Source organism: Scandinavium sp. (assembly GCF_036271055.1).
Classification (GTDB): Bacteria; Pseudomonadota; Gammaproteobacteria; order Enterobacterales; family Enterobacteriaceae; genus Scandinavium.
Window position 1 is genome coordinate 443,466 of record NZ_DATBBJ010000059.1, and the last position, 19,491, is coordinate 462,956.

Here is a 19,491-nt window from a genome sequence, read left to right on the forward strand (position 1 = left end):
CGGTGGTTATTCCCACCAGGCATGGAACTGTTGATCGCGGTTGGCAACCCATACCGGCTCGCCCTGTACTGGCGTTAACAGGCGATAATTTTTCCCTTCACTGGCACTCGCCAGTTGTTTGTACGGGTCATCCCAGGTGTGTTTCGCGAGAACAAAACGTCCGGCGTGGCCCGGTAGCACAGCGCGAGCGTTAAGATCGACCGCTGCCTGCGCCGTTTCATTCGGCAGCATATGAATGTATTTCCAGTCTTCGTCGTACTGACCGTTCTCCATAATCGCCAGATCGACGTGACCAAACTGCTCGCCAATCGCCTTGAAGTGCGGGCCGTAACCGCTGTCACCGCTGTAATAAATATTCTGCTCAGGGGTGACAAACATGAAGCTGCCCCACAATGTCTGGTTACGCTTGAGACCACGTCCTGAGAAGTGACGCGCAGGTAGCACGTGTACGGTGAGTTCGTCGCTGATTTTCACCTGTTGCTGCCAGTCAGCCTCAGTGATGATCGCGCTGTCCATTCCCCAATAACGCAGGTGCGACCCGACGCCAAGCGGCGTCACTACACGTTTAATTTTTGGCATCAGCGCTTTAATGGTGGCGTAATCCAGATGATCGTAATGGTCGTGAGAGATGATCAGCAGGTCGATTTCAGGCATCGTTTCCGGCTGCCACGGATACTCCCCTTCAAAGGCTTTGTTGAGGAAAGAAAATGGCGCGGCGTAATTGCTGAACACCGGATCGATAAGAATGCGTTTTCCAGCAAGCTGCAAATACCATGAAGAATGTCCGAGCCAAATCATCACTTCTTGTTGTATTGGCAGACTCGCCAGATCGGTTTTCACCATCGGCAATGGCGCATCCGGGCGCGCATTTGGGCGCTTCGTGGTCAGAAATTCCCACATCGCACGGGGCATGCTTTTCTGCCCTGACCAGCTCGGGGTCGGTTGCTGGTTGTGAAACTGGCCGTCGTGATAATGCGCGGAGCCTTCGACAGCATTCAACTGTGCGCCCTGCGGGGCCTTGCCGAAACCGGCATTCAACACGAACGGTAAACTTGCTGCACTGGCAATTAACATAATGACGACCACACTTAAAAGAAGACGCTGCATATCCTGACCGACGACACGCTCCATCCAAATGGAGACACTGTTGGGGGAAACTTGATTATGAGTGAGTAAGCACTCATTATAGAAAGAGTGAGAAAGCCGTCAAGGCGATTTTCAATTTTTGACATTCAGCGTTGAAGTGCTGCAATGGGCATGTTTCAATCACTGTTTTTCCCCGCCCGAGAGGTAAAGTGTAGTGGCTCGTCCGAAGAGTGAAGACAAAAAACAAGCGTTACTGGAAGCCGCTACGGCTGCTGTTGCTCAGCAAGGTATTGCGGCTTCTACGGCCCTGATCGCCCGCAATGCGGGGGTTGCAGAGGGGACGCTGTTTCGTTATTTCGCTACCAAAGACGACCTGCTGAACGCGCTTTACCTGCATCTGAAAAGCTCGTTATGTGCAACCATGCTCGCGGGCATTAGCGAGGCGGTCACGCCAAAAGATCTTACGCGCGGCATCTGGAACAGCTACATCTCGTGGGGTGTACGTAACCCAATCGGCCACAAAGCGATTCGTCGTATGGCGGTCAGCGAGAAAATTACCGCTGAGACCAAACAGCAAGTGACCGACATGTTCCCGGAACTGCTCAATCTGTGTCAGCGTTCTGTGCGCACTATTTTTCTCTCAGATGCTTTTCGGGCCTTTGGTGATGCGCTGTTCTTATCACTTGCTGAGACGACCATTGAATTTGCCAGCCATGAGCCAGAACGCGCCAACGATTTAACCGCGCTGGGTTTTGAAGCCATGTGGCTGGCGTTGGCAGAAGAAACCGCTGCATGAACGGCGACGCGTTAGTCAAACACGCGCACCAGTTCGCACTGGAACTGCCCTTCACCGAGCAAACCTGGCCTTTTGGCCCCGAATACGATGTTTATCGGGTCGAGGGTAAAATCTTCATGATCGCCATGACACTGCGCGGCAATCCATTGATTAATCTGAAAGCAGATCCGCAAAAAGCCCTGCTGCATCAGGAGATTTATAAAAGCATTACGCCGGGTTATCACATGAACAAGAAACACTGGATAACCGTTTACGGCGGCGATGACATCAGCCCGGAACTGGTGGAAGATCTCATCACTGATTCCTGGCACAACGTGGTCGATAAGCTGCCGAAACGCGATCAGAAACGCCTGCGACCAACGTGATTATCGCGTTAAAACAACAAGTGTTATCGCATTTTTGACCCTTATCATTTTCCCCTTCTCCCTGTACTCTGCTCCCATTGAATGCGCCCTAAGGGGCTGTTATCTTTCGAGGAGTTATCATGGACATCATTTCCGTTGCTTTAAAACGCCACTCAACTAAAGCTTTCGACGCCAGCGTAAAACTCACTGCTGAGCAGGACGAAAACCTGAAAACGCTGTTGCAGTTCAGCCCGTCGAGCACCAACTCGCAGCCATGGCACTTTATCGTCGCCAGCACCGACGAAGGCAAAGCGCGCGTGGCAAAATCCGCAGCTGGCGGTTTCGTCTTTAACGAACGCAAAATGCTCGACGCTTCCCACGTCGTGGTGTTCTGTGCCAAAACGGCGATGGACGATGCCTGGCTGGAAAAAGTGGTTGATCAGGAAGATGTTGATGGTCGTTTTGCTACCCCGGAAGCGAAAGCGGGTAACCATAAAGGCCGCGTATTCTTCGCCGATTTACACCGTAAAGAGTTGAACGATGACGCACACTGGATGCAGAAACAAGTTTACCTGAACGTCGGTAACTTCCTGTTGGGTGTCGCGGCAATGGGTCTGGACGCGGTGCCGATTGAAGGGTTTGATGCGGCGATTATGGACCAGGAATTTGGTCTGAGCGAAAAAGGTTTCACCAGCGTGGTTGTAGTAGCGGTGGGTCGTCACAGCGTCGAAGACTTTAACGCGAAATTGCCAAAATCTCGTCTGCCGCAGAGCACCACGATGACGGTAATTTAATTTTTAAGCAGCAGAAGGCTGCCTGACGTTCAGGCGGCCTTTTTTGATTCACCATAAGCAGATCACTCATTATTCTGCTCGGCGGCTTCATCTGCCCGCGCCGCGGTGTAACCCGACAAATGCCCCACCACGTTGGCATAAATGCTGATGATAATGACCCACAGCACGCTGTTTTTCCACCAGATAACCGAAGGGATGGCGAGTACAACCCATGCCCCCGCACTGATCAGATGCATTTTCTTGATAAGCGACGGTGTCAGTTTCATTTTTAATGCCTGTTTTACAGAACCCTATAAAGCATAATCCATCGCCACGATCCTGTGAGGTTCAATCCCTTTATATTTACGCGCGCCCTGCATGCCAGATTTTCTCGGCGTATTTACCGAGCGCCGCCAGTGAAATCGCGAGGATCAGGAAAAACACCACTTTGTGCAGGCCCTCCCAGAAGTATTCGAAGAAACGGGTGTAGAGGTTGATGGCGAGAAAAGTCAGGCCGAAACCACGTAGCATGCCATCATCGGTTTTCAGACTAATATAGATGCAGATCCCGGCAGCTACGGCGAACAAGAGCGCCCACGGCAAGAGTGACGCATGCGACGAACTGCTCCAGCTATCGAGATCGTAGTTGCCAAAAATCGACATGATCCACAGGGCGATGAACAGATAAGTCAGCCCCATTGCTTTACTGACGGTAAATAAATTTCGCGGTTGCAAAATGCGGCTCAGCAGCAAACAGGCCGCCAGCAATACTCCGCCAAACATCACAAAACGAATCGGGAAATTCATGCCCAGCCAATACGCGCCCCAGCCGGATACATAACCGGTTTCCGCGCCAAACCAGTTGCCCAGTGCCAACAAAAAGAACAGCCACACCAGCGAAGAACGCCCGAACCAACCGACGGCTGCGTAAATGGCGCAGCCGAGCAGAAACAGCGGCGCAATGTGACCGCTGCCATCATCCAGCCGTTCGCCAATTTGCCAGAGCATCAGCGCGGTAAACACCACGCCAAGAAACAGGATCGCCTCGGTGCTGTAATGCCATTGCGTCTCTCGCCGCTGGCGACTGAATCCCCAGAGATAGCAGGCCAAGGCCATCAAGAGTGGCACGACGATTCGCAACAAGCCGGAATGCGAAAACAGCGAAGAGAGCACCGCTATCAGATAGCTGTCAGCAAACAGGCTACCCAGGGCAATCAGCACGCAGGCCAGTGCGGTCCAGAAGGCATAACGGCTCAAACGTCGCCAGTCGAAAGCCTGTGTTTTAAGCGTGGCAGCAAGCCGTTCTTCCTCAGCGGTACTGAGCGCCCCGCTACTTTGCCAGTTGGCCAACGCCCGGCGAATAATGCGTTCCTGCTTACGGGTAACGTTCATTGCTTTCCTTGATAATTCGAGAGAGTTGGGGCACAGGGCTATCGAGCGTGCGTGTGCCCGGACTTATGCCTTCACACAGCGGAACCGCCATTAAAACCGAAACCCACTGCTCTCGCCAGAGATCCTACTAAGTTGCATCTCATTTCCTCAGCGGTCATCATGACCGCTGATAAAGAGGAGACGTTATGCAGGAAATTATAGTAGCCCTCAAAAAGTGGGGCCTTGAGATAAACCAAACTACATCGCTGATCATTGTTTTCGGTATTATTTTTCTGACCGCCATTATTCTGCACGTTATATTGCATAAAGTTGTGCTTCGCACCTTTGAAAAACGCGCGCAGGCCAGCCAGCATTTCTGGCTGCAAATCATTACGCAGAATAAATTATTTCATCGACTGGCGTTTACGCTTCAGGGGATTGTCGTTCTGGCTCAGGCCGCCTTGTGGCTGAAAAAAGGCACTGATGCCGCTAACATTTTGACCACCTGCGCCGAGCTGTGGGTGATGCTCTATTCTCTGCTGTCATTTTTCTCGCTGCTCGACGTGTTGTTGAATCTTTCGCGGAAATTCACCTTCTCCGCGCATATGCCGTTAAAAGGCATTTTCCAGGGGATTAAACTGGTCAGTGCCATTCTGGTCGGCATTCTGATTATTTCGCTGCTGCTCGGGCAGTCACCAGCGATATTGATAAGCGGCCTCGGCGCGATGGCCGCGGTCTTAATGCTGGTGTTTAAGGATCCGGTGCTCGGACTGGTGGCGGGGATCCAGCTCTCTGCTAACGATATGTTGCGGCTAGGCGATTGGCTGGAAATGCCGAAATACGGCGCTGATGGCGCGGTGACTGACATTGGCCTGACCACCGTGAAAGTGCGCAACTGGGATAACACTATCACCACTATTCCAACCTGGTCACTGGTGTCGGATTCCTTTAAAAACTGGAGCGGGATGTCAGCCTCTGGCGGGCGACGCATTAAGCGCAGCATTAATATCGACACCACCAGCATTCATTTTCTCGATGAGCACGAACAGCAGCGTCTTATTCAGGCCAAACTGTTAAAGCCGTATATGGACAGCCGTCATCAGGAAATCAATCAGTGGAATGAACAGCAAGGCGGTGATGAGTCGATTCTTAATCGACGTAAAATGACCAACGTCGGTACGTTCCGCGTTTACCTGAATGAATATCTGCGTAATCATCCGCAAATTCGTAAAGATATGACCCTGATGGTGCGTCAGCTAGCACCCGACGCGAACGGATTACCGCTGGAAATATATGCCTTTACCAGTACGGTGGTGTGGGCAGAATATGAAGGGATCCAGGCTGATATTTTCGACCATATTTTTGCCGTCGTCGAAGAATTTGGCTTGCGTATTCACCAGGCACCAACCGGGAATGATATTCGCGCGCTTTCCGGCGCAGTTGCACAATAAACAGCAAAAGGTCTGGGCCATGCTCAGACCTTTTTTCAGCACAATCGCTCACCAACCGCAGACGTTGTGCTCGACATCTTCGTCGTAACCCCGCACGATATTGATCAGATCTTTTACCGCATCGGCGGCGTTATCCGCATCAATCAGATCTGCCAGCGTGTTGAAATCTTTATCGACCGATACGCCGTTATTGTTATTGGTAACGGTCAGCACATACATGCCGTCTTGTGCTTTATCAAAACTTTCGACTAACGCGGTGACCTCCTGACTCGCCATAGTCGGTACGTACAGCGCCATGGGTTTCAGATACACTTTTTCGGCTAGTGCTTTGCTCGCGCGATGCTGAACTCCTAAGGTGTAACCTTTGTTTTCGTCATTATTGTCCATTCTGAATGCCTTACTCTTCGGTTAAAATTTGTGGATCGACGTAGAAATCGACGCTGAACAGCACTTCGTCGGTCAGCGGCATGATGAGATGCCATTTTTCCGGGGGGAAAACGCCAAACTACCCCGTTTCAATTCGCAGCATTTCTAGTGGTTCCGGACTGAATTCATCGACAAAATTCTCATACAAAATTACGCCACTCATCACCGATAAACGCGGGTAAACGCCCTGACGGGTGCCCGCATCCAGATGTCTGCGCCAGATACCCGCAGGCGCGGTTTCTTTGGTCCAGAAAGGCGTGCTGCGGGTATGAATGTAGTGCGAAGGAATATGAATCTGTTCCATGATTACTCCTTGTGCGTGTTCACAACCTGACCAAAGCCTTTGCCGCTCAGCTGAGCATCAGGTTCAGCGAAGAAATCGATATTGAAATAAGTGTCGTCGGTCAGCAGCTCAATACGGTGCCATTTTTGTGGTGGACTGATGCCAAAATGCCCGGCCTCAATCACAAGCTCAACGTCCGGCGTGGTGCTTTCGGCATCGGGAAAACCATAATACTTTACCGCCCCACGCATCACGGATAAGCGTCCATAGACGCCCGCTTTGGTGTTGTGGTGGCTGAGTAGCGCAGCAGGGGCGGTATCGTTATCGAAAAATTGGGTCGCACGAGTGTGCACATAATTCGCAGGAATAGTGAGTTTCATTGTCTTTCCCCTTGGGTTTGTACGGGATAGACATAAGTCTACGCCCCTTATTTTGCACCGTTTTCCGTACCGTGCTCTTAAAGGGGCGTTTTTTATCAGGCCCGCTTTCTCAGCATTTTGAAGGCCACAAACAAGAATACGACCCACACCGGCAGCAGGATGGCTGACAGTCGCATACCATCGATGGTCAGCATCAGGCAAAGCACCATCAGCAGAAACGCGATGCAGACGTAATTACTGGCCGGCGCCCACAGCGCACGGAATTTCGGCTCACGCCCTTTCCGGCGTTGGGCTGAACGGAATTTCAAATGCGCGAGGCAAATCATCACCCAGTTCAGCAGCAGCGTTGCCACGACCAGTGCCATCAGCAGGCCGAAAGCTTCGTGCGGCAGCAAATAGTTCACCAGCACCACCAGCGACGTGACGACCCCGGAAAGCAACAGCGAATTCACCGGCACGCCGCGACGGTTCACGCGGGTGAGGAATTTCGGGGCGTTGCCCTGAACAGACAGGCCAAACAGCATCCGGCTATTGGAATAAACACCGCTGTTATAGACCGACAATGATGCCACCAGAATGACGAAATTCAGCGCAGAAGCCACTACGTTACTGTCCAGATTATGGAAAATCATCACAAACGGACTGCTGTCAGATTTGACGTTCACCCACGGATAGAGCGCGAGCAGAACCACCAGCGAACCGATGTAGAACAGTAAAATACGGTACACCACCTGATTCACCGCTTTCGGGATCGAGGTTTCCGGGTCGCGCGCTTCGGCGGCAGTAATACCAATCAGCTCAAGACCGCCGAACGAGAACATGATCACCGCCAGCGACAGCACCAGGCCGTGCCAGCCGGTGGCAAAGAAACCGCCGTGCTGCCAGAGGTTGTCGAAACTGGCGTGCTCACCACCATGACCGCTGAACAACATCCACAGCCCGAAGCCGATCATGCCCAAAATCGCCAGCACTTTGATAAGCGCAAACCAGAATTCCGTTTCGCCATACAACCGCACGTTCACCAGGTTCACGGCGTTAATGATGACAAAGAACGCAGCGGCCCACACCCACGTCGGCACGTCAGGCAGCCAATACTGCATATAAATCCCGGCGGCAGTCAGCTCCGCCATCCCTACCAGCACGAACATCACCCAGTAGTTCCAGCCAGAAAGAAAGCCTGCGAACGGCCCCCAGTATTTATAGGCAAAATGAGCAAACGAGCCGGAAACCGGTTCTTCAACGACCATTTCGCCGAGCTGGCGCATGATCAGAAAAGCGATGATCCCGGCAATGGCGTAGCCGAGAATGACGGCAGGCCCGGCCATCTGAATGGCAGGACCGATGCCGAGAAACAGACCGGTGCCGATAGCACCGCCGAGGGCGATTAACTGGATATGGCGGTTTTGCAGGCCGCGGTGAAGCGTCGGTTGAGTCTCCGACGCCGCATCCGTTGGCAAAGTGTCGGATGCCGATGACGCGTTTTTCACGTCTTTCCCCTGTAGCGTTTTTTAGAAGGGGCACCTTTTAACACTTCGAAAGAGGTGTCGCAAGTTTCGTTCCGGCGAGCCGCCCCGCCGGAATGACGGTCACACTCAGAAATCGTAGCTCATTGACACCTTCACGGTGCGCGGTTCGCCCTGGAAAATGTAAGTGCCGTAGCTCTCTACACCCGACCAGTATTTCTCATTGGTGACGTTATCTACACCGACACGCCAGACCATGTCGTTTTGGTCAGCATTGACGCGCATCCGGTAGCGCACACCGAGATCAAGCGTGGTATAGCTGTCGAGCTTCTTGGTGTTGGCCGCATCGGCATATTGCGAACCAGTGTGGTTTACTTTCGCCGTTGCGGTCAGGCCCTCAACCGGTTTGATGTCATATTCGCCACCCAGCACCATGTAGAAACGGGAAACACCGATGGCATTATTCCCGTCGTTGGTGCCGCCTGCGGTTTTGGTCATCTCCGGATCAAGCCAGGTGGTGCTGCCGTTCAAACGTAAACCCAGCATCGGTTCGCCAAACACGTTCAGCTCAATACCCCGGTTACGCTGCTCGCCGTCCAGTACGTATTTGTTATCGCTGTTGAGCAACGCTGAAGGCTTTTTGATTTCAAACAGCGCCAGCGAGCCGCCCACGCGCTGGTAATCCATCTTCACGCCAACTTCGTTTTGTTTGGAATGCAGAATGCCCATGCTTTCGCCGTAGTTCGATGCGCCTTTCGGGGCGTTATCGCCCGGCTGCAACGCTTCGGTATGGTTAGCGTAGAGCGATATCTCTTTCCACGGCTTGTAAACGATGCCGTAGGTAGGCGTCCAGCGGCTTTCCGTGTAACGGGAAGAGGTGTCTTCCAGACCGGTGGCGTTGCTGTAGTTGCGCACCACCACTTTCTGATGACGGGCGGCGGCGGTGAACAGCACCTGATCGTCAAAGAAACCGAGCGTATCAGCCAGTAACCAGCCCTGCGTGCGGCTGCGGGAGGTGGTCAGCGGGTCAAAATAGTCGCCGCCAAAATAGGCGTTATCCGGTTTCGCCACCTCATGATTGTCATAGATGTTGGTGGTCGGGTTATTGGCAGACATGCGCCACGCGGTAGCGTCAGTACGAATCTGCGCGGCATAGCCGACGTTAACTTTGTGAGAGACAGGACCTGTATCAAAATTACCGCGCAGGCCGCCCATGCCGCTCCAGGCGTCGATAATACGGTTGGTATCCAGACGGCCTACTGTCGCATCACCGCTTTCATCAATCAGCTTCGGTGCAGAGTAAGTACCCACCTCATGCGAATGCTGACCGCCAAACGCCGCGTAGGTTGTCCAGTTATCGGTCAGATCGTATTCCGCTTTTGCCATACCGAATTCACTTTCGATATCGCTGTAGCCCCATTTCTGGCTGTAGTTTTTGCTGGTGTCCGGCACATCGGGGATGAAATCAATCCCGCTGATGTTGACGCCCATCTCGCCGCCGTGGAAGGTTTTCTTCTGGTAGCCGAGGTCAAGCGACGTGCGCAAGCGATCACCGCGATAGTCGAGACCAAGCGAGGCCATGGTGGTGCGGCGTTTGTCATCATCAATCGCCGTTTCGCCTTCACGGTGTACGAGATTTACCCGTGCGCCAAACTGGTTGTTATCGCCAAAGCGTTTGCCGAGATCAACCGTGCCGCCGACCTGTGAATCCGACGTGTAATCCACGCCGACGCTGGCCGTTGGCGTGTCTTCTGCGCGTTTAGGTTCAAGGTTTATCATCCCGCCCACGCCGCTGCCGGATGCACCGTTCAGCAGGCCGTTCGCGCCTTTGAAAATCTCAACGCGCTCAAGCATCTGCGTATCCATCACCTGACGCGGCACCACGCCGGACAGACCACCCATCGTCATGTCATCGCCGTCGAGTTCAAAACCGCGGATTTTGTAGGTCTCGGCAAAGTTACCGTAGCCTTGTACCGGCTGCACGCTGGCATCGTTGCTGACCACATCAGCGATGGTTTTCGCCTGCTGGTCTTTGACTAACTTCGAGGTGTAGCCGATGACGTTGAACGGCACATCCATGGCATTCTGTTCACCGAGCATCCCCATGCGCCCGCCGTGGGCGATTTGTCCGTCGAGGTATGCCGGCACCAGGTCATCGCCGCCAGCTTTAAAATCGCTGCCTTCGGTGGCCTGCACCACCATCGTTTCTTCAGCTTTTTTAGGGGTGGTCGCGTCAGCCGCCAGAACGGAGTGAGAAACAGCGCCGATCGCCAGGGCAAGCAGCGTTTTACGAAATGCAGTTGTGTTGGTGTTATTCATGATTAGCTTTTTTATGAGTCTAAGTGATTCAAATGGCCCGTCGCCGGGCCTCTCTTTTTTAGTTATTCAATGCAATGCGCACGACGCGGTCAGGCCCGTCAGTAGAGCTGTCTTTGTTGAAAGCCTGCTTGACGGTGACATACAGCGTCTGGCCGTCGGCAGAGAGCAGCAGACTGTTCGGGTTCGGTTTCAGATCCCAGCTCTTTTTTACCGCGTATGAGGTCGCGTCAAGGCCCAGCACCTTGCCGGTTTCGCGCTGTGAGACGTAAATTTCATGGCGTTTCGGATTGAAAACGATGCCCAGAGAATCACCGATATCGAGCTGTTTAATTACTTTGCCGCTCTGAATATCCAGCACCAGCGTGGTTTTCGCTTTGGAGTTATCGGTCACGAACAGACGCCCAGTGTCGTTGTCTTCGGCAATATTCAGCAACAGTGCCGGTTTATCACCGAGCGGCTTCCAGCGTTGTTCAATGCGATTGTTACGAGGATTAATCACCAGTATTTCGCCGCCGCCGTTGGCTGCATAAATACGCTGGGTATTGCTGGAGTAATGCAGGCCAGTCATCCACTTACCGGTGTTTTTGATGCGCGTTTTAAGCTTCAGCGTTTTCGCATCAACCACCCAAATCACCGCAGGATCAGCCACCGCACCGACGTACAGCGTGTCGTTATGTATCAAAACCTGGCGCGCGCCATACGGCAGGCCTTTTTCGTTCCGCTCCGGGAACAGCAGACGGGCTTTCACTTTGCCATCAGCGGTATTCAGGGCGCTGATCCCGCCGTCCAGTGAGTTGGTCACATACACAGTTTGACCGTCGTCAGAAATCGCCATGCCGAAGTTTTTCAGATCGGTATGGCTGCTGCCGATCGTTTTCAGGGTCTGAGGATCGAGCTTATAAACCACCCCGCCCTGCACGTTTTTAAAACCTTCGGCGCTGGAAACATACAGCGCATCGCCTTTCGGGCTTAACGCCATTTCATACAGGCCAGCGGCCAAATCGCGTTGTGTCAGATTTTCAGCGGCAGCAGGCGCTGCAGTTTGTGAAGCAGTTGGTACAACGGAAGTGCTCTGCGAAGCACATCCCGCCAACACGAAAGCCAGGGCCATCGCGGTGAGTTGACGTTTCATGAAAAGTTCCCTGCAAGACACAAATAAAAAAAGAAATGAGAACTATACGCATTATCTTTATTTCTTCAAGCATAAATATGCAGGGGATATTGGGCGGAAAAGCGGTGTGTGTAAGGGGATATACGCGGATATCGCGGTAAAGAGAGATCCTAAGCGGCGGCATTCCGTGTGTCGGAATCACCCGTCCTTTAATCAATAAAAAAGCCCGATGATATAAAATCATCGGGCTTTATCAACTTTGTCGCCGGGTAAAAATTACGCTGTCAGGTAACAGCGCCGCCGGGCAGAATCATCAAAACTGGTAGCTGTAGTTCACGCTTGCAAACCACAGGTACGGATGATCATAGCTGCCGGAGAACACGCCAGGCGAAGCCACTTTCGACGACTGCATATGCAGATATTCCACCGCAACACCCACGTTGCTCGCAGGCGTCAACTGGTACTGCGCGCCAGTCCCGAAGCGCCATTCGTCGCCGGTCGGCAGCGTCATCGCCACATCACTTTGTGTGTGGTACGGCGTGCTATCGAAGGCAACGCCAGCATTAAGACGCCACAACTCCGTTGGACGATACTGTACGCCCACTGCGGTGTGCCAGGTGTCTTTCAGGCGGTTGGTTTTGCTCATCTGCTGACCGTTGACCTGAATCTGAGGCGCGCCAAACTGGCTCCAGTCCTGCCAACCCAAATCGCCCATCACCGACCACTGCTTGTCGATATCGTGAACCAGGCTGAACATCAGTGACTGCGGCGCATTTACCTGTGCAGTAATCGGCAGATTGTAGTCGCCCTGCGGCAGACGTGCTTTGCCATCGATACTGAAATCGTAATCCGTTTTGCTGTTCCAGGTAAGCCCGGCGCGAGTCTGGTCAGTCAACTGCATCAACAAGCCAAGACGATAGCTTGGCGCCCAGTCGTGATCTTTCTGCTTTTCATCGCTGCCATTCACGTCACGCGTCAGGCTCAGGAAGCCATAGTTAGCGTTAACGGAAGCACCGATGGACACCTTATCGCTCAGTTTATAAGCGATAGAGGGGCTGACGGTCAGCGCCAGCAGACTGCTTTTTTTGATTAAGCCATCGCCAGCCCAGTTACCGAAGTCGATACCCAGACCAAAGTTACCGTACATGCCGATACCAGCGTACAGATTATCGTTAATTTTCTGGCTGTAGAACGCGCTGCCGTTAGGCATGAAGTTCATCACATTGCCCGGGCTTTTACGGTTATCGTTATCAAGCTGATAATCAATATTACCGCCCAGCCCCTGCAATCCACCCGTGATCATGTGATCCGGTAAACGTGTCATCCCGGCTGGGTTAGTGGCAATTGTTGAAGCATCCTGCGCACGCGCAGCCTGACCGGCTCCCGCGAGTGCCGTATCTTCAGTACCAATTTCATAGAAATAGAGTGCGCTGGCGTGTGCAAGCGATGAGCAAAGCAGTCCAGAGCATACGAGGGCGATTTTTTTCATTTGCCACCTGCCAAAATAAGCGTTTATGCATTGTTATTAGTAAGAAGAGCATAGTTATCTACGGTGATTTTGCCACTGCAAAAGCGCCGATAACCCCTTCATTTTGAAGGGGCGAAAGGATAGCAAAGGGGTGGTTACTTCTTCAGCAAGAGATCTGTTTATTATTAAACAGATGAATTATTTCTGCATACGATCAAGTTGCGTCTGGTCTGCTGCCTGCGCTTTATCTGCCAGATGCTGGAATTGCGATGGCGTGTAATGTCCTACGGGCAGCGGCAGACGTTGCATATCGTGGCCTCTATAGATTTGCAGTTCACCCAGATCTGAAAGGGTAAAACCGGCCATCGTCGCTGGCATATGTAGCTCATACGGCTGAACCTTTTCGAACGGCACTGCCGTTGGCAGGCGATTATCGCTGAGATGATAATTGCGTTTCAGTACCAAAAATTTATCCGGTACACGGCGCTTGCTGTTCCACCAGTCGCCATCTACTTCACGGAACATTCTTTCCGTTTCTTCGCGCGTGACGACGCCAAGACCCACTAATGCCTGGTGGATTTGCACATCCATAGCCTTGTTATAAGCATCAATGCTTCCGGCATTCCCCTGAAGAATGACGTTAATCGCAAGCCTCGCGCCGAGTAGATTCGAGTAGAGATCTTCCGGCGAAAAAGCAGAGATTTCCTCCGAAAAACCGGGAACAGACTGGAAACCGTACCACTGCGCAATCTCGTGCCACTGCGCCAGTTCAAAGGCGATTTTCCCCGCCAACCATGCCGCGAGGGTAAAACGTTCTGGCATTGCGGCTGGGGGAGTGAATGCTTTGAGCTGAATACGACGCAGGCCGAGTTCTTCGCTATAGAAGAAACGCCACTGCTGACCAAGCTTTGGATAGATTTTTGAGAACAAATAGAAGGTGTTATCGGCGGTATCGCGCACATGGGCAATATCAATAAAGCCGCCGCGATGAGTATAAATCAACCCACTTTTCTCATCGTTGATACCGACAATATCTTTCACTGCCGCCAACGCGCTATCGTTGTAGTGATGGTGGCCCAGCGTATCGAGCGTCAACACGTTGCCAATTTGATACACCGGGATCGGCACGCCAATGGCCCGCACGTTTAAATCATAGCCAAAAGCGCAGCAGGGACGCAGCGACTCCGGCGGCACCAGATGATCGGTGACGGGCACGACGCGTCTGGCTTGCTCCACCGGCAGCAGCGTATCGCTCGCTCCCGCCATTCCTGTGACCAACAACAGACTTAACAGCCAGCCCCGCATCAAAACGCCTCCGCAACCTGAAAATAGAAACCGGCACTTTCCCGGCCAAAGCCTAAATCTAACCGGATATTCATCGCCGGCTTCACTTCAAAACGATACCCCACGCCGACTGACGGCAACAACGGATTATCATCTAATTTTGATGGCGAACTTCCGAGCGCACCTACGCCTGCCCACAGCACGTAACCGTGTCGCCAGTTCAGTTTCTGTCGGTATTCCACCTGGCCGCTGACGACGTCGTTATCGCGGTAGCGCCCCTGATAATAGCCGCGCAGTCGATTGTCATCACCCGCCTCAGAAAGTCGGTCCCAGGGCACATCGCCGTCGGTGAAACGCCCCCATAAATCAAACGCCAGCACCCGTTTATCATCAATCGGATGGTAATAGTTATATTGCAATTTGGTGGCGGTGAAATGGGTATCGGACCCCAGCGATGGGTCAAAATAGCTGTATTCCACGCTGATAAACTGCCCGTGATGCGGCTGAGTAATGACGTCGCGCGAATCATAATTGATGCTAACCGTCGCCCCAGAACTTAACGGGTTGGTGTCAGACGCATACTGCGAGAATTCATCTCCGGGTTTACGCTCATCCACATTGGCGTTCATGGATGAGAAATCCCAACCGACGCCGAAATACAAATCTTCCGCAATTTGACGCATCAATTGTGGGTGCACTTCGATGGAATTGTTGTCGTATTTTTGCGAGCTGCCCTGCGCGGCGTCATAGCCTACGCCCCAGAACTTGGTCGGCACTTTCGCCACCGCGCCATCCAGAAAAAAGCGCCAGCGATCGTCGGTGAAAAAGGTGTAATTATGCAGCCCCAATCCCAACGCCCCGCTGGTACTGACAAAGCCGGTGAAGGAAATTGACGAGTTTTGCGTCTTTTTATCCTGAGGATCCATGCGATAGATCCCCGCGACCGCCGTGCCTAAGCCAAGCTTAAGCTCCGGGGTATAAAACGGCCCCGGCAGCACGCTCCAGTCGATCCCTTTGTTGGGATCGTAGTGGTTATCGGCACCGAGTTTCCCGAGAAAATCATCGATAGATTGCTGGCTTACCTCAGCCATAGCCGGTGTCGCCAACCCTGCGCCCACCAGCCCCGCCAGCATGATTCCCCATCTGTTCATCAGAATCGGTATTCACCCGCGATAAAGAAGCTGTTGCGATCGTTAAAACCGAATTCGGTTAACACATTGAAATTCTGGGTGATCTCATACTGCGCGCCCACCAGCATATTCCACGGCGAGGTCAGGTGCTGTTTAACGTCAAAGCGCCCGTTATCTACGACGCTATCCAGGGCAGAAGGCAGGTTTAAATCGGAGAGATTGCCCTTAAACTCCTGCTGCACATCCTGGTACATACTGCCTACCCAAATACTCAAATGCGAAGGCCCGGAAATTCCTTGCATCTCAAAACGATAGCCAACACGCGGTGATACGGTTAGCGCAGAAATTTTGCCGTCGAGGATATCAAAACTGGTCTGGGTATAGTTGGTATCCAGAATGGTAAACCAGTTACCGTAGCCGCCCGCCAATGTCACACCCGCGCCGTAAGTGGTGCCTTCAAAATTGAGTTTGAAGTCAAGATCCTGCAACGCCCCACTCTCATAACCGGCATGGACGGCCTGCGAAATAATGTGGTCCGGGTTTGGGTTACGAATGGTTCCGGCATCATATCGGGACGGGTCTGAGTCCACCGAAATGTTCGATACCGACGAGCCTTTGGTGTGCCCGAGAATGCCGTAAACGTTGAGGAACGGAAATACCCACATATCGAGGCGCAAATTCTCGGTTTCACTGCGTTGACGAGTATCACCAATGCCGATATCAAACATGTCGTCCGGCAACGGCCTGCCCGCCAGGCTTAGCCCGGTAAGCGAAATGCTGTCGACATTGATGTTCTGGCGCATATTCATGTAGCTAACATTGACGCCAAACGGCAGCGGAATAGAGTAACCGCGGGCGCGGGCTTCATCGCCCCAGATAGGGAACATGCTGTCGCTGGAGGGCGAATCCGCCGTGCCGCTACTGTTGGTGGACGTATCAGCCGTTGGGGTACTCGCGGCGCAGGCCGCCCCAGACACCAGCAGCAACGGGACCAGAGTTTGACGCCATCTCATCATCTTATTCTCATTTGAGCACTGCCCCGACTACAGACCGGAGCCAACATTAAAATAGACCGCTTGATCGCCTTCGCTAAAGGCGACATCGATACCGGTGTATAACCCATACTGGCGCGCTACCAGATAGCGGAAACCGGTTCCCCAGGCCACTTCACTGGTCGTGAATAAATCGTCGTTGTCATCCGCAACACTGCCTGCGCCGACAAAGCCTTGCAGGATCCAGCGCGGTGTAACCTGCCAGGCCAGCTGTGTTTGCGCCGTCGCCACATAATCGCCCTGATAGCGATAGCGTGAGATCCCACGCAAATTAATATCCGGTCGCGCCATTGGCGGCAGATGCTGATCGCTGTTGGTCAACGACTGATAGTTGCCTGCAATTGCCAGCGTGACGGTCGAACTAAGCGGCAAAAAGTATTTCCCGTCCAATGTTAACTGATTGTAACGGTAATCGCCTCCCAGAAACGAGCTATAAAAACGGTACTCGGCGCTGAGTGACAACCCTTTGTGCGGGTAGAAAAAATTATCCGTCGTATCATATTCCGCCAGCAGCCCGACAGCAGACGAGGTGCTCTCATTGCCAAAGTATCGCTGCCAGGCGGCATTAATAATTTTGTTGTCTGCGGAAATATCGGTATGGGCATAAAACTGCGAAACCCCTAAAAAGACCGGGGAATCCGCTACGCGGAACTGCAATTTTTGCAAGCCGCCGTAGCCTTTGGTGTTGGTGTTAATGGCCTTATTATTGCCAAAGCCAAGTACATCGCCGCTGTAAATATCCAGATTGATATTGGCGTAGCCGCCTGCCACCAGATAACGAATATGGTCGTTATTCCAGGTATGACGATGACCGCCGCCGACAAACCAGCTACCGTTTTCCGTGGCTCCTCCGCCGAAGGCCGACAGGTTAGGAGGAATAAAACGGTCACCGTCCATCGTGCCTTTACCGTGTAAAAACAGGCCAAACAGCCCACCACCGTAACCAATCGCCGGTTCGGTTATCACCACCGGGATCGGCAAAAAGCCATAGCGGTTATCGCGCAGGTAGTCACTCATGTCGAACATGCCGTCCTGCGGGTCAAACAGGCTGGCGGCAAAGCTCTGACCGCAGCTGAGCAGCAATAACATTGCGGCCAGACACTTCATCCTCATACTTCGGGCCTACCGGGCTGTACAGCCGGAGCCGCATACCAATTCTCTTTCGCCACCATTACCGCTCCTTCTGGCTGCAACACGAAGTTTGGCGACATAATCTGTACACCAAATTCATTGAACACGTCCTGAATATTGCTGTGTAACGCATTACGCGCCACCGCCAGCGATGTCCCTGGTATCAGCCGCACCTGGAGTTCGTAGGAGATATACCAATCCATCAAACTCAGTTGGCGCACCAGCGGGGGCTGGGTTTGATCGACGCCATCAGCGCGACGAGCCGCCAATTCGAGCATCGCATGCACCTGTCGCCACGGCGTGTCATAACCGATGGTCACTCCGGTGGTCAGGTTCACACCGCCGCCATGATTTTGCGCGCTGAGGTTGGTAATTTTGCCGCTCACCACCACCGCGTTAGGCACTGTGACTACATAGTTTTCGCGGGTGATGATTTTGGTCGCCAGCATGCCGATTTCGCTGACCTGACCTTCATTGTCGGCGATGCGGATAACGTCACCTTTGCGTAATGCGCGGGAGTACGTGAGTACCAGCCCGCTCATCGCATGGTTCATCACCCCCGCCGAGCCGAGCGTAAGCATCAGGCCAAAAAAGACGCTTATCCCTTTGAATGCCAGCGAATTTGCGCCAGGCAGGAAGGGGTAAGCGGCAGAGAGCGCAAATAACCACACCATCACCGAAATCAGCTTGCGCGTGGCGCCGACTGTTTCCGGATGTAAACCAGGGAGATGCACTTTACCTGCCGCCACCTGATTAAGTAAAACCTTCAATAATTTAATAATAAACCAGGTAATCAGGAAGATAATCAAAACGATAAGTAAGCCAGGCAGCGCCGAGGCTATCGACAGCGCGATCCTCTGCAGCACCCTGACGGTCCAGTCGCCCAACGATTCCCCCCACACGCGAGTCCAGGGAAACAGGCTGAATACCCAACCGAGCCAGGCATATCCCGCCACCAGCCCAAGCAAGATCATCAGTAAGCCATATAAACGGGATTCAATCGCACCTAAAAAACGCCGCCAGCTCGGCGGAATAATGCCGCGTTTTTCGAGCAACATCCTGCGGTTATAGCGTCTTACCCAACGCCAGGAGCGGTATGCGCCGTAGCAAAATAGTCCCAATACCGCGACGCCCAGCAGGGCTTTCACCGCTGCCAGCGACAGATAGCCGGTGTTGTACTGTTCGCTGAGCGCAGAACGCTGTAACTCCATGCGTGCAAGCACTCTTTGCGTCGCCTGATCGAGGGTTAAATCATCCCCTTCATCGAGATCGGCCTGGCTCAGCAGCATGATCGGCTTGCCGTTCATCAGGAACAAACGTGCGGGTTGGTTATAGCGGGTAACGGATTCAACGGTCAGCGGTTGACTGACATCCGCATGGGTGAAGGCTCGAAGGGTATTACGAATGCGCAACACGCGCTCTTCCGGCGTACTCAGGCCAAACGTCGCCTGCAACATAACAATGGGCTGATGGAAAATGTAGACCGTCCGCGCCCGCTCCTGCTCCGTGGGTTGTAGACGGGGTTCCGCCGCCAGCAAGGGAAACGCGAGCAGCAAAGAAAGCCACGCCAGTAAAACATGCCGCATCCTGTTCATAATCAATACCCGCAGAAGTGAAAATTAT

The 19,491-nt window shown here is 53.0% G+C and carries 18 protein-coding genes and 1 pseudogene; 4 read left to right on the plus strand and 15 right to left on the minus strand.

What is annotated here, in order from left to right:
• Positions 1-6 precede the first annotated feature (6 nt).
• A complete protein-coding gene (locus tag VH187_RS10125) occupies positions 7-1,107 on the minus strand; it encodes an MBL fold metallo-hydrolase (RefSeq protein ID WP_329701347.1) in 1,101 nt (366 codons plus the stop codon).
• Between the two features lie 193 nt (positions 1,108-1,300).
• On the opposite strand from VH187_RS10125, the gene VH187_RS10130 reads away from it, so the two are divergent.
• From VH187_RS10130 to nfsB, 3 genes are all read left to right on the plus strand, one after another.
• Positions 1,301-1,882 carry a TetR/AcrR family transcriptional regulator gene (locus VH187_RS10130; protein WP_329701317.1) on the plus strand — a complete coding sequence of 194 codons (582 nt, stop codon included), beginning with the start codon at positions 1,301-1,303 and terminating at the stop codon, positions 1,880-1,882.
• Complete coding sequence (locus VH187_RS10135; RefSeq protein ID WP_329701318.1) at positions 1,879-2,247, plus strand: MmcQ/YjbR family DNA-binding protein; 369 nt, start codon at positions 1,879-1,881, stop codon at positions 2,245-2,247. Before VH187_RS10130 ends, VH187_RS10135 begins: the two co-directional genes overlap by 4 nt.
• A 119-nt stretch (positions 2,248-2,366) precedes the next feature.
• A complete protein-coding gene (gene nfsB, locus VH187_RS10140; RefSeq protein ID WP_329701319.1) occupies positions 2,367-3,020 on the plus strand; it encodes an oxygen-insensitive NAD(P)H nitroreductase in 654 nt (217 codons plus the stop codon).
• A gap of 62 nt (positions 3,021-3,082) precedes the next feature.
• Here nfsB and VH187_RS10145 read toward each other — a convergent pair whose 3' ends face one another.
• Both VH187_RS10145 and VH187_RS10150 read right to left on the minus strand, forming a co-directional pair.
• Complete coding sequence (locus VH187_RS10145) at positions 3,083-3,286, minus strand: hypothetical protein (RefSeq protein WP_329701320.1); 204 nt, start codon at positions 3,284-3,286, stop codon at positions 3,083-3,085.
• A 76-nt stretch (positions 3,287-3,362) separates the two neighbouring features.
• On the minus strand, positions 3,363-4,391 hold the full coding sequence (locus VH187_RS10150; RefSeq protein ID WP_329701321.1) for a DUF2157 domain-containing protein: 1,029 nt from the start codon (positions 4,389-4,391) through the stop codon (positions 3,363-3,365).
• A gap of 185 nt (positions 4,392-4,576) precedes the next feature.
• Between VH187_RS10150 and VH187_RS10155 the strand changes: the two genes are divergently transcribed.
• A complete protein-coding gene (locus tag VH187_RS10155) occupies positions 4,577-5,821 on the plus strand; it encodes a mechanosensitive ion channel family protein (protein WP_329701322.1) in 1,245 nt (414 codons plus the stop codon).
• A 48-nt stretch (positions 5,822-5,869) separates the two neighbouring features.
• Here the strand turns inward: VH187_RS10155 and VH187_RS10160 are convergent, their stop codons facing one another.
• The 12 genes and pseudogenes from VH187_RS10160 to VH187_RS10215 all read right to left on the minus strand — a co-directional run bounded on the left by VH187_RS10160 (position 5,870) and on the right by VH187_RS10215 (position 19,454).
• Positions 5,870-6,208 carry a DUF1869 domain-containing protein gene (locus VH187_RS10160; protein WP_329701323.1) on the minus strand — a complete coding sequence of 113 codons (339 nt, stop codon included), beginning with the start codon at positions 6,206-6,208 and terminating at the stop codon, positions 5,870-5,872.
• A 10-nt stretch (positions 6,209-6,218) separates the two neighbouring features.
• Positions 6,219-6,551: pseudogene (locus tag VH187_RS10165) on the minus strand (TehB family protein).
• Positions 6,552-6,553: 2 nt separating this feature from the next.
• Entirely contained in the window at positions 6,554-6,910 is a 357-nt protein-coding gene (locus VH187_RS10170; RefSeq protein ID WP_329701324.1) for a TehB family protein, read from the minus strand.
• Between the two features lie 95 nt (positions 6,911-7,005).
• Positions 7,006-8,397: a phenylalanine transporter gene (gene pheP / locus VH187_RS10175; protein ID WP_329701325.1), complete on the minus strand. Its 1,392-nt coding sequence runs from the start codon at positions 8,395-8,397 to the stop codon at positions 7,006-7,008.
• Between the two features lie 105 nt (positions 8,398-8,502).
• Positions 8,503-10,692: a TonB-dependent receptor gene (locus VH187_RS10180; RefSeq protein WP_329701326.1), complete on the minus strand. Its 2,190-nt coding sequence runs from the start codon at positions 10,690-10,692 to the stop codon at positions 8,503-8,505.
• 58 nt (positions 10,693-10,750) lie between these two features.
• Entirely contained in the window at positions 10,751-11,824 is a 1,074-nt protein-coding gene (locus tag VH187_RS10185; protein ID WP_329701327.1) for a YncE family protein, read from the minus strand.
• A gap of 292 nt (positions 11,825-12,116) precedes the next feature.
• Positions 12,117-13,292 (minus strand): OmpP1/FadL family transporter, encoded by a 1,176-nt coding sequence (locus tag VH187_RS10190; protein WP_329701328.1) that lies wholly within the window; start codon positions 13,290-13,292, stop codon positions 12,117-12,119.
• Between the two features lie 177 nt (positions 13,293-13,469).
• Entirely contained in the window at positions 13,470-14,576 is a 1,107-nt protein-coding gene (locus tag VH187_RS10195) for a DUF4056 domain-containing protein (RefSeq protein ID WP_329701329.1), read from the minus strand.
• Positions 14,576-15,706, minus strand: coding sequence for a BamA/TamA family outer membrane protein (locus VH187_RS10200; protein ID WP_329701330.1), 1,131 nt, complete (start codon positions 15,704-15,706; stop codon positions 14,576-14,578). Before VH187_RS10200 ends, VH187_RS10195 begins: the two co-directional genes overlap by 1 nt.
• Positions 15,706-16,698, minus strand: coding sequence for a hypothetical protein (locus VH187_RS10205; RefSeq protein ID WP_329701348.1), 993 nt, complete (start codon positions 16,696-16,698; stop codon positions 15,706-15,708). The genes VH187_RS10200 and VH187_RS10205 overlap by 1 nt, the downstream gene beginning before the upstream one ends.
• A 30-nt stretch (positions 16,699-16,728) precedes the next feature.
• Positions 16,729-17,850 (minus strand): BamA/TamA family outer membrane protein, encoded by a 1,122-nt coding sequence (locus tag VH187_RS10210; protein WP_329701331.1) that lies wholly within the window; start codon positions 17,848-17,850, stop codon positions 16,729-16,731.
• Positions 17,847-19,454 carry a mechanosensitive ion channel family protein gene (locus VH187_RS10215; protein ID WP_414713922.1) on the minus strand — a complete coding sequence of 536 codons (1,608 nt, stop codon included), beginning with the start codon at positions 19,452-19,454 and terminating at the stop codon, positions 17,847-17,849. Before VH187_RS10215 ends, VH187_RS10210 begins: the two co-directional genes overlap by 4 nt.
• Between the last annotated feature and the right edge of the window lie 37 nt (positions 19,455-19,491).

What these genes read in the sequence shown, in the direction of transcription:
- VH187_RS10125 (WP_329701347.1), bottom strand. Translation starts at nt 1,107, where the DNA reads ATGCAGCGTCTTCTTTTAAGTGTGGTCGTCATTATGTTAATTGCCAGT.
- VH187_RS10170 (WP_329701324.1), bottom strand. Translation starts at nt 6,910, where the DNA reads ATGAAACTCACTATTCCTGCGAATTATGTGCACACTCGTGCGACCCAA.
- VH187_RS10205 (WP_329701348.1), bottom strand. Translation starts at nt 16,698, where the DNA reads ATGAGATGGCGTCAAACTCTGGTCCCGTTGCTGCTGGTGTCTGGGGCG.
- nfsB (WP_329701319.1), top strand. Translation starts at nt 2,367, where the DNA reads ATGGACATCATTTCCGTTGCTTTAAAACGCCACTCAACTAAAGCTTTC.
- VH187_RS10200 (WP_329701330.1), bottom strand. Translation starts at nt 15,706, where the DNA reads ATGAACAGATGGGGAATCATGCTGGCGGGGCTGGTGGGCGCAGGGTTG.
- VH187_RS10210 (WP_329701331.1), bottom strand. Translation starts at nt 17,850, where the DNA reads ATGAGGATGAAGTGTCTGGCCGCAATGTTATTGCTGCTCAGCTGCGGT.
- VH187_RS10145 (WP_329701320.1), bottom strand. Translation starts at nt 3,286, where the DNA reads ATGAAACTGACACCGTCGCTTATCAAGAAAATGCATCTGATCAGTGCG.
- VH187_RS10150 (WP_329701321.1), bottom strand. Translation starts at nt 4,391, where the DNA reads ATGAACGTTACCCGTAAGCAGGAACGCATTATTCGCCGGGCGTTGGCC.
- VH187_RS10190 (WP_329701328.1), bottom strand. Translation starts at nt 13,292, where the DNA reads ATGAAAAAAATCGCCCTCGTATGCTCTGGACTGCTTTGCTCATCGCTT.
- VH187_RS10215 (WP_414713922.1), bottom strand. Translation starts at nt 19,454, where the DNA reads ATGCGGCATGTTTTACTGGCGTGGCTTTCTTTGCTGCTCGCGTTTCCC.
- VH187_RS10180 (WP_329701326.1), bottom strand. Translation starts at nt 10,692, where the DNA reads ATGAATAACACCAACACAACTGCATTTCGTAAAACGCTGCTTGCCCTG.
- VH187_RS10135 (WP_329701318.1), top strand. Translation starts at nt 1,879, where the DNA reads ATGAACGGCGACGCGTTAGTCAAACACGCGCACCAGTTCGCACTGGAA.
- VH187_RS10160 (WP_329701323.1), bottom strand. Translation starts at nt 6,208, where the DNA reads ATGGACAATAATGACGAAAACAAAGGTTACACCTTAGGAGTTCAGCAT.
- VH187_RS10155 (WP_329701322.1), top strand. Translation starts at nt 4,577, where the DNA reads ATGCAGGAAATTATAGTAGCCCTCAAAAAGTGGGGCCTTGAGATAAAC.
- VH187_RS10185 (WP_329701327.1), bottom strand. Translation starts at nt 11,824, where the DNA reads ATGAAACGTCAACTCACCGCGATGGCCCTGGCTTTCGTGTTGGCGGGA.
- VH187_RS10195 (WP_329701329.1), bottom strand. Translation starts at nt 14,576, where the DNA reads ATGCGGGGCTGGCTGTTAAGTCTGTTGTTGGTCACAGGAATGGCGGGA.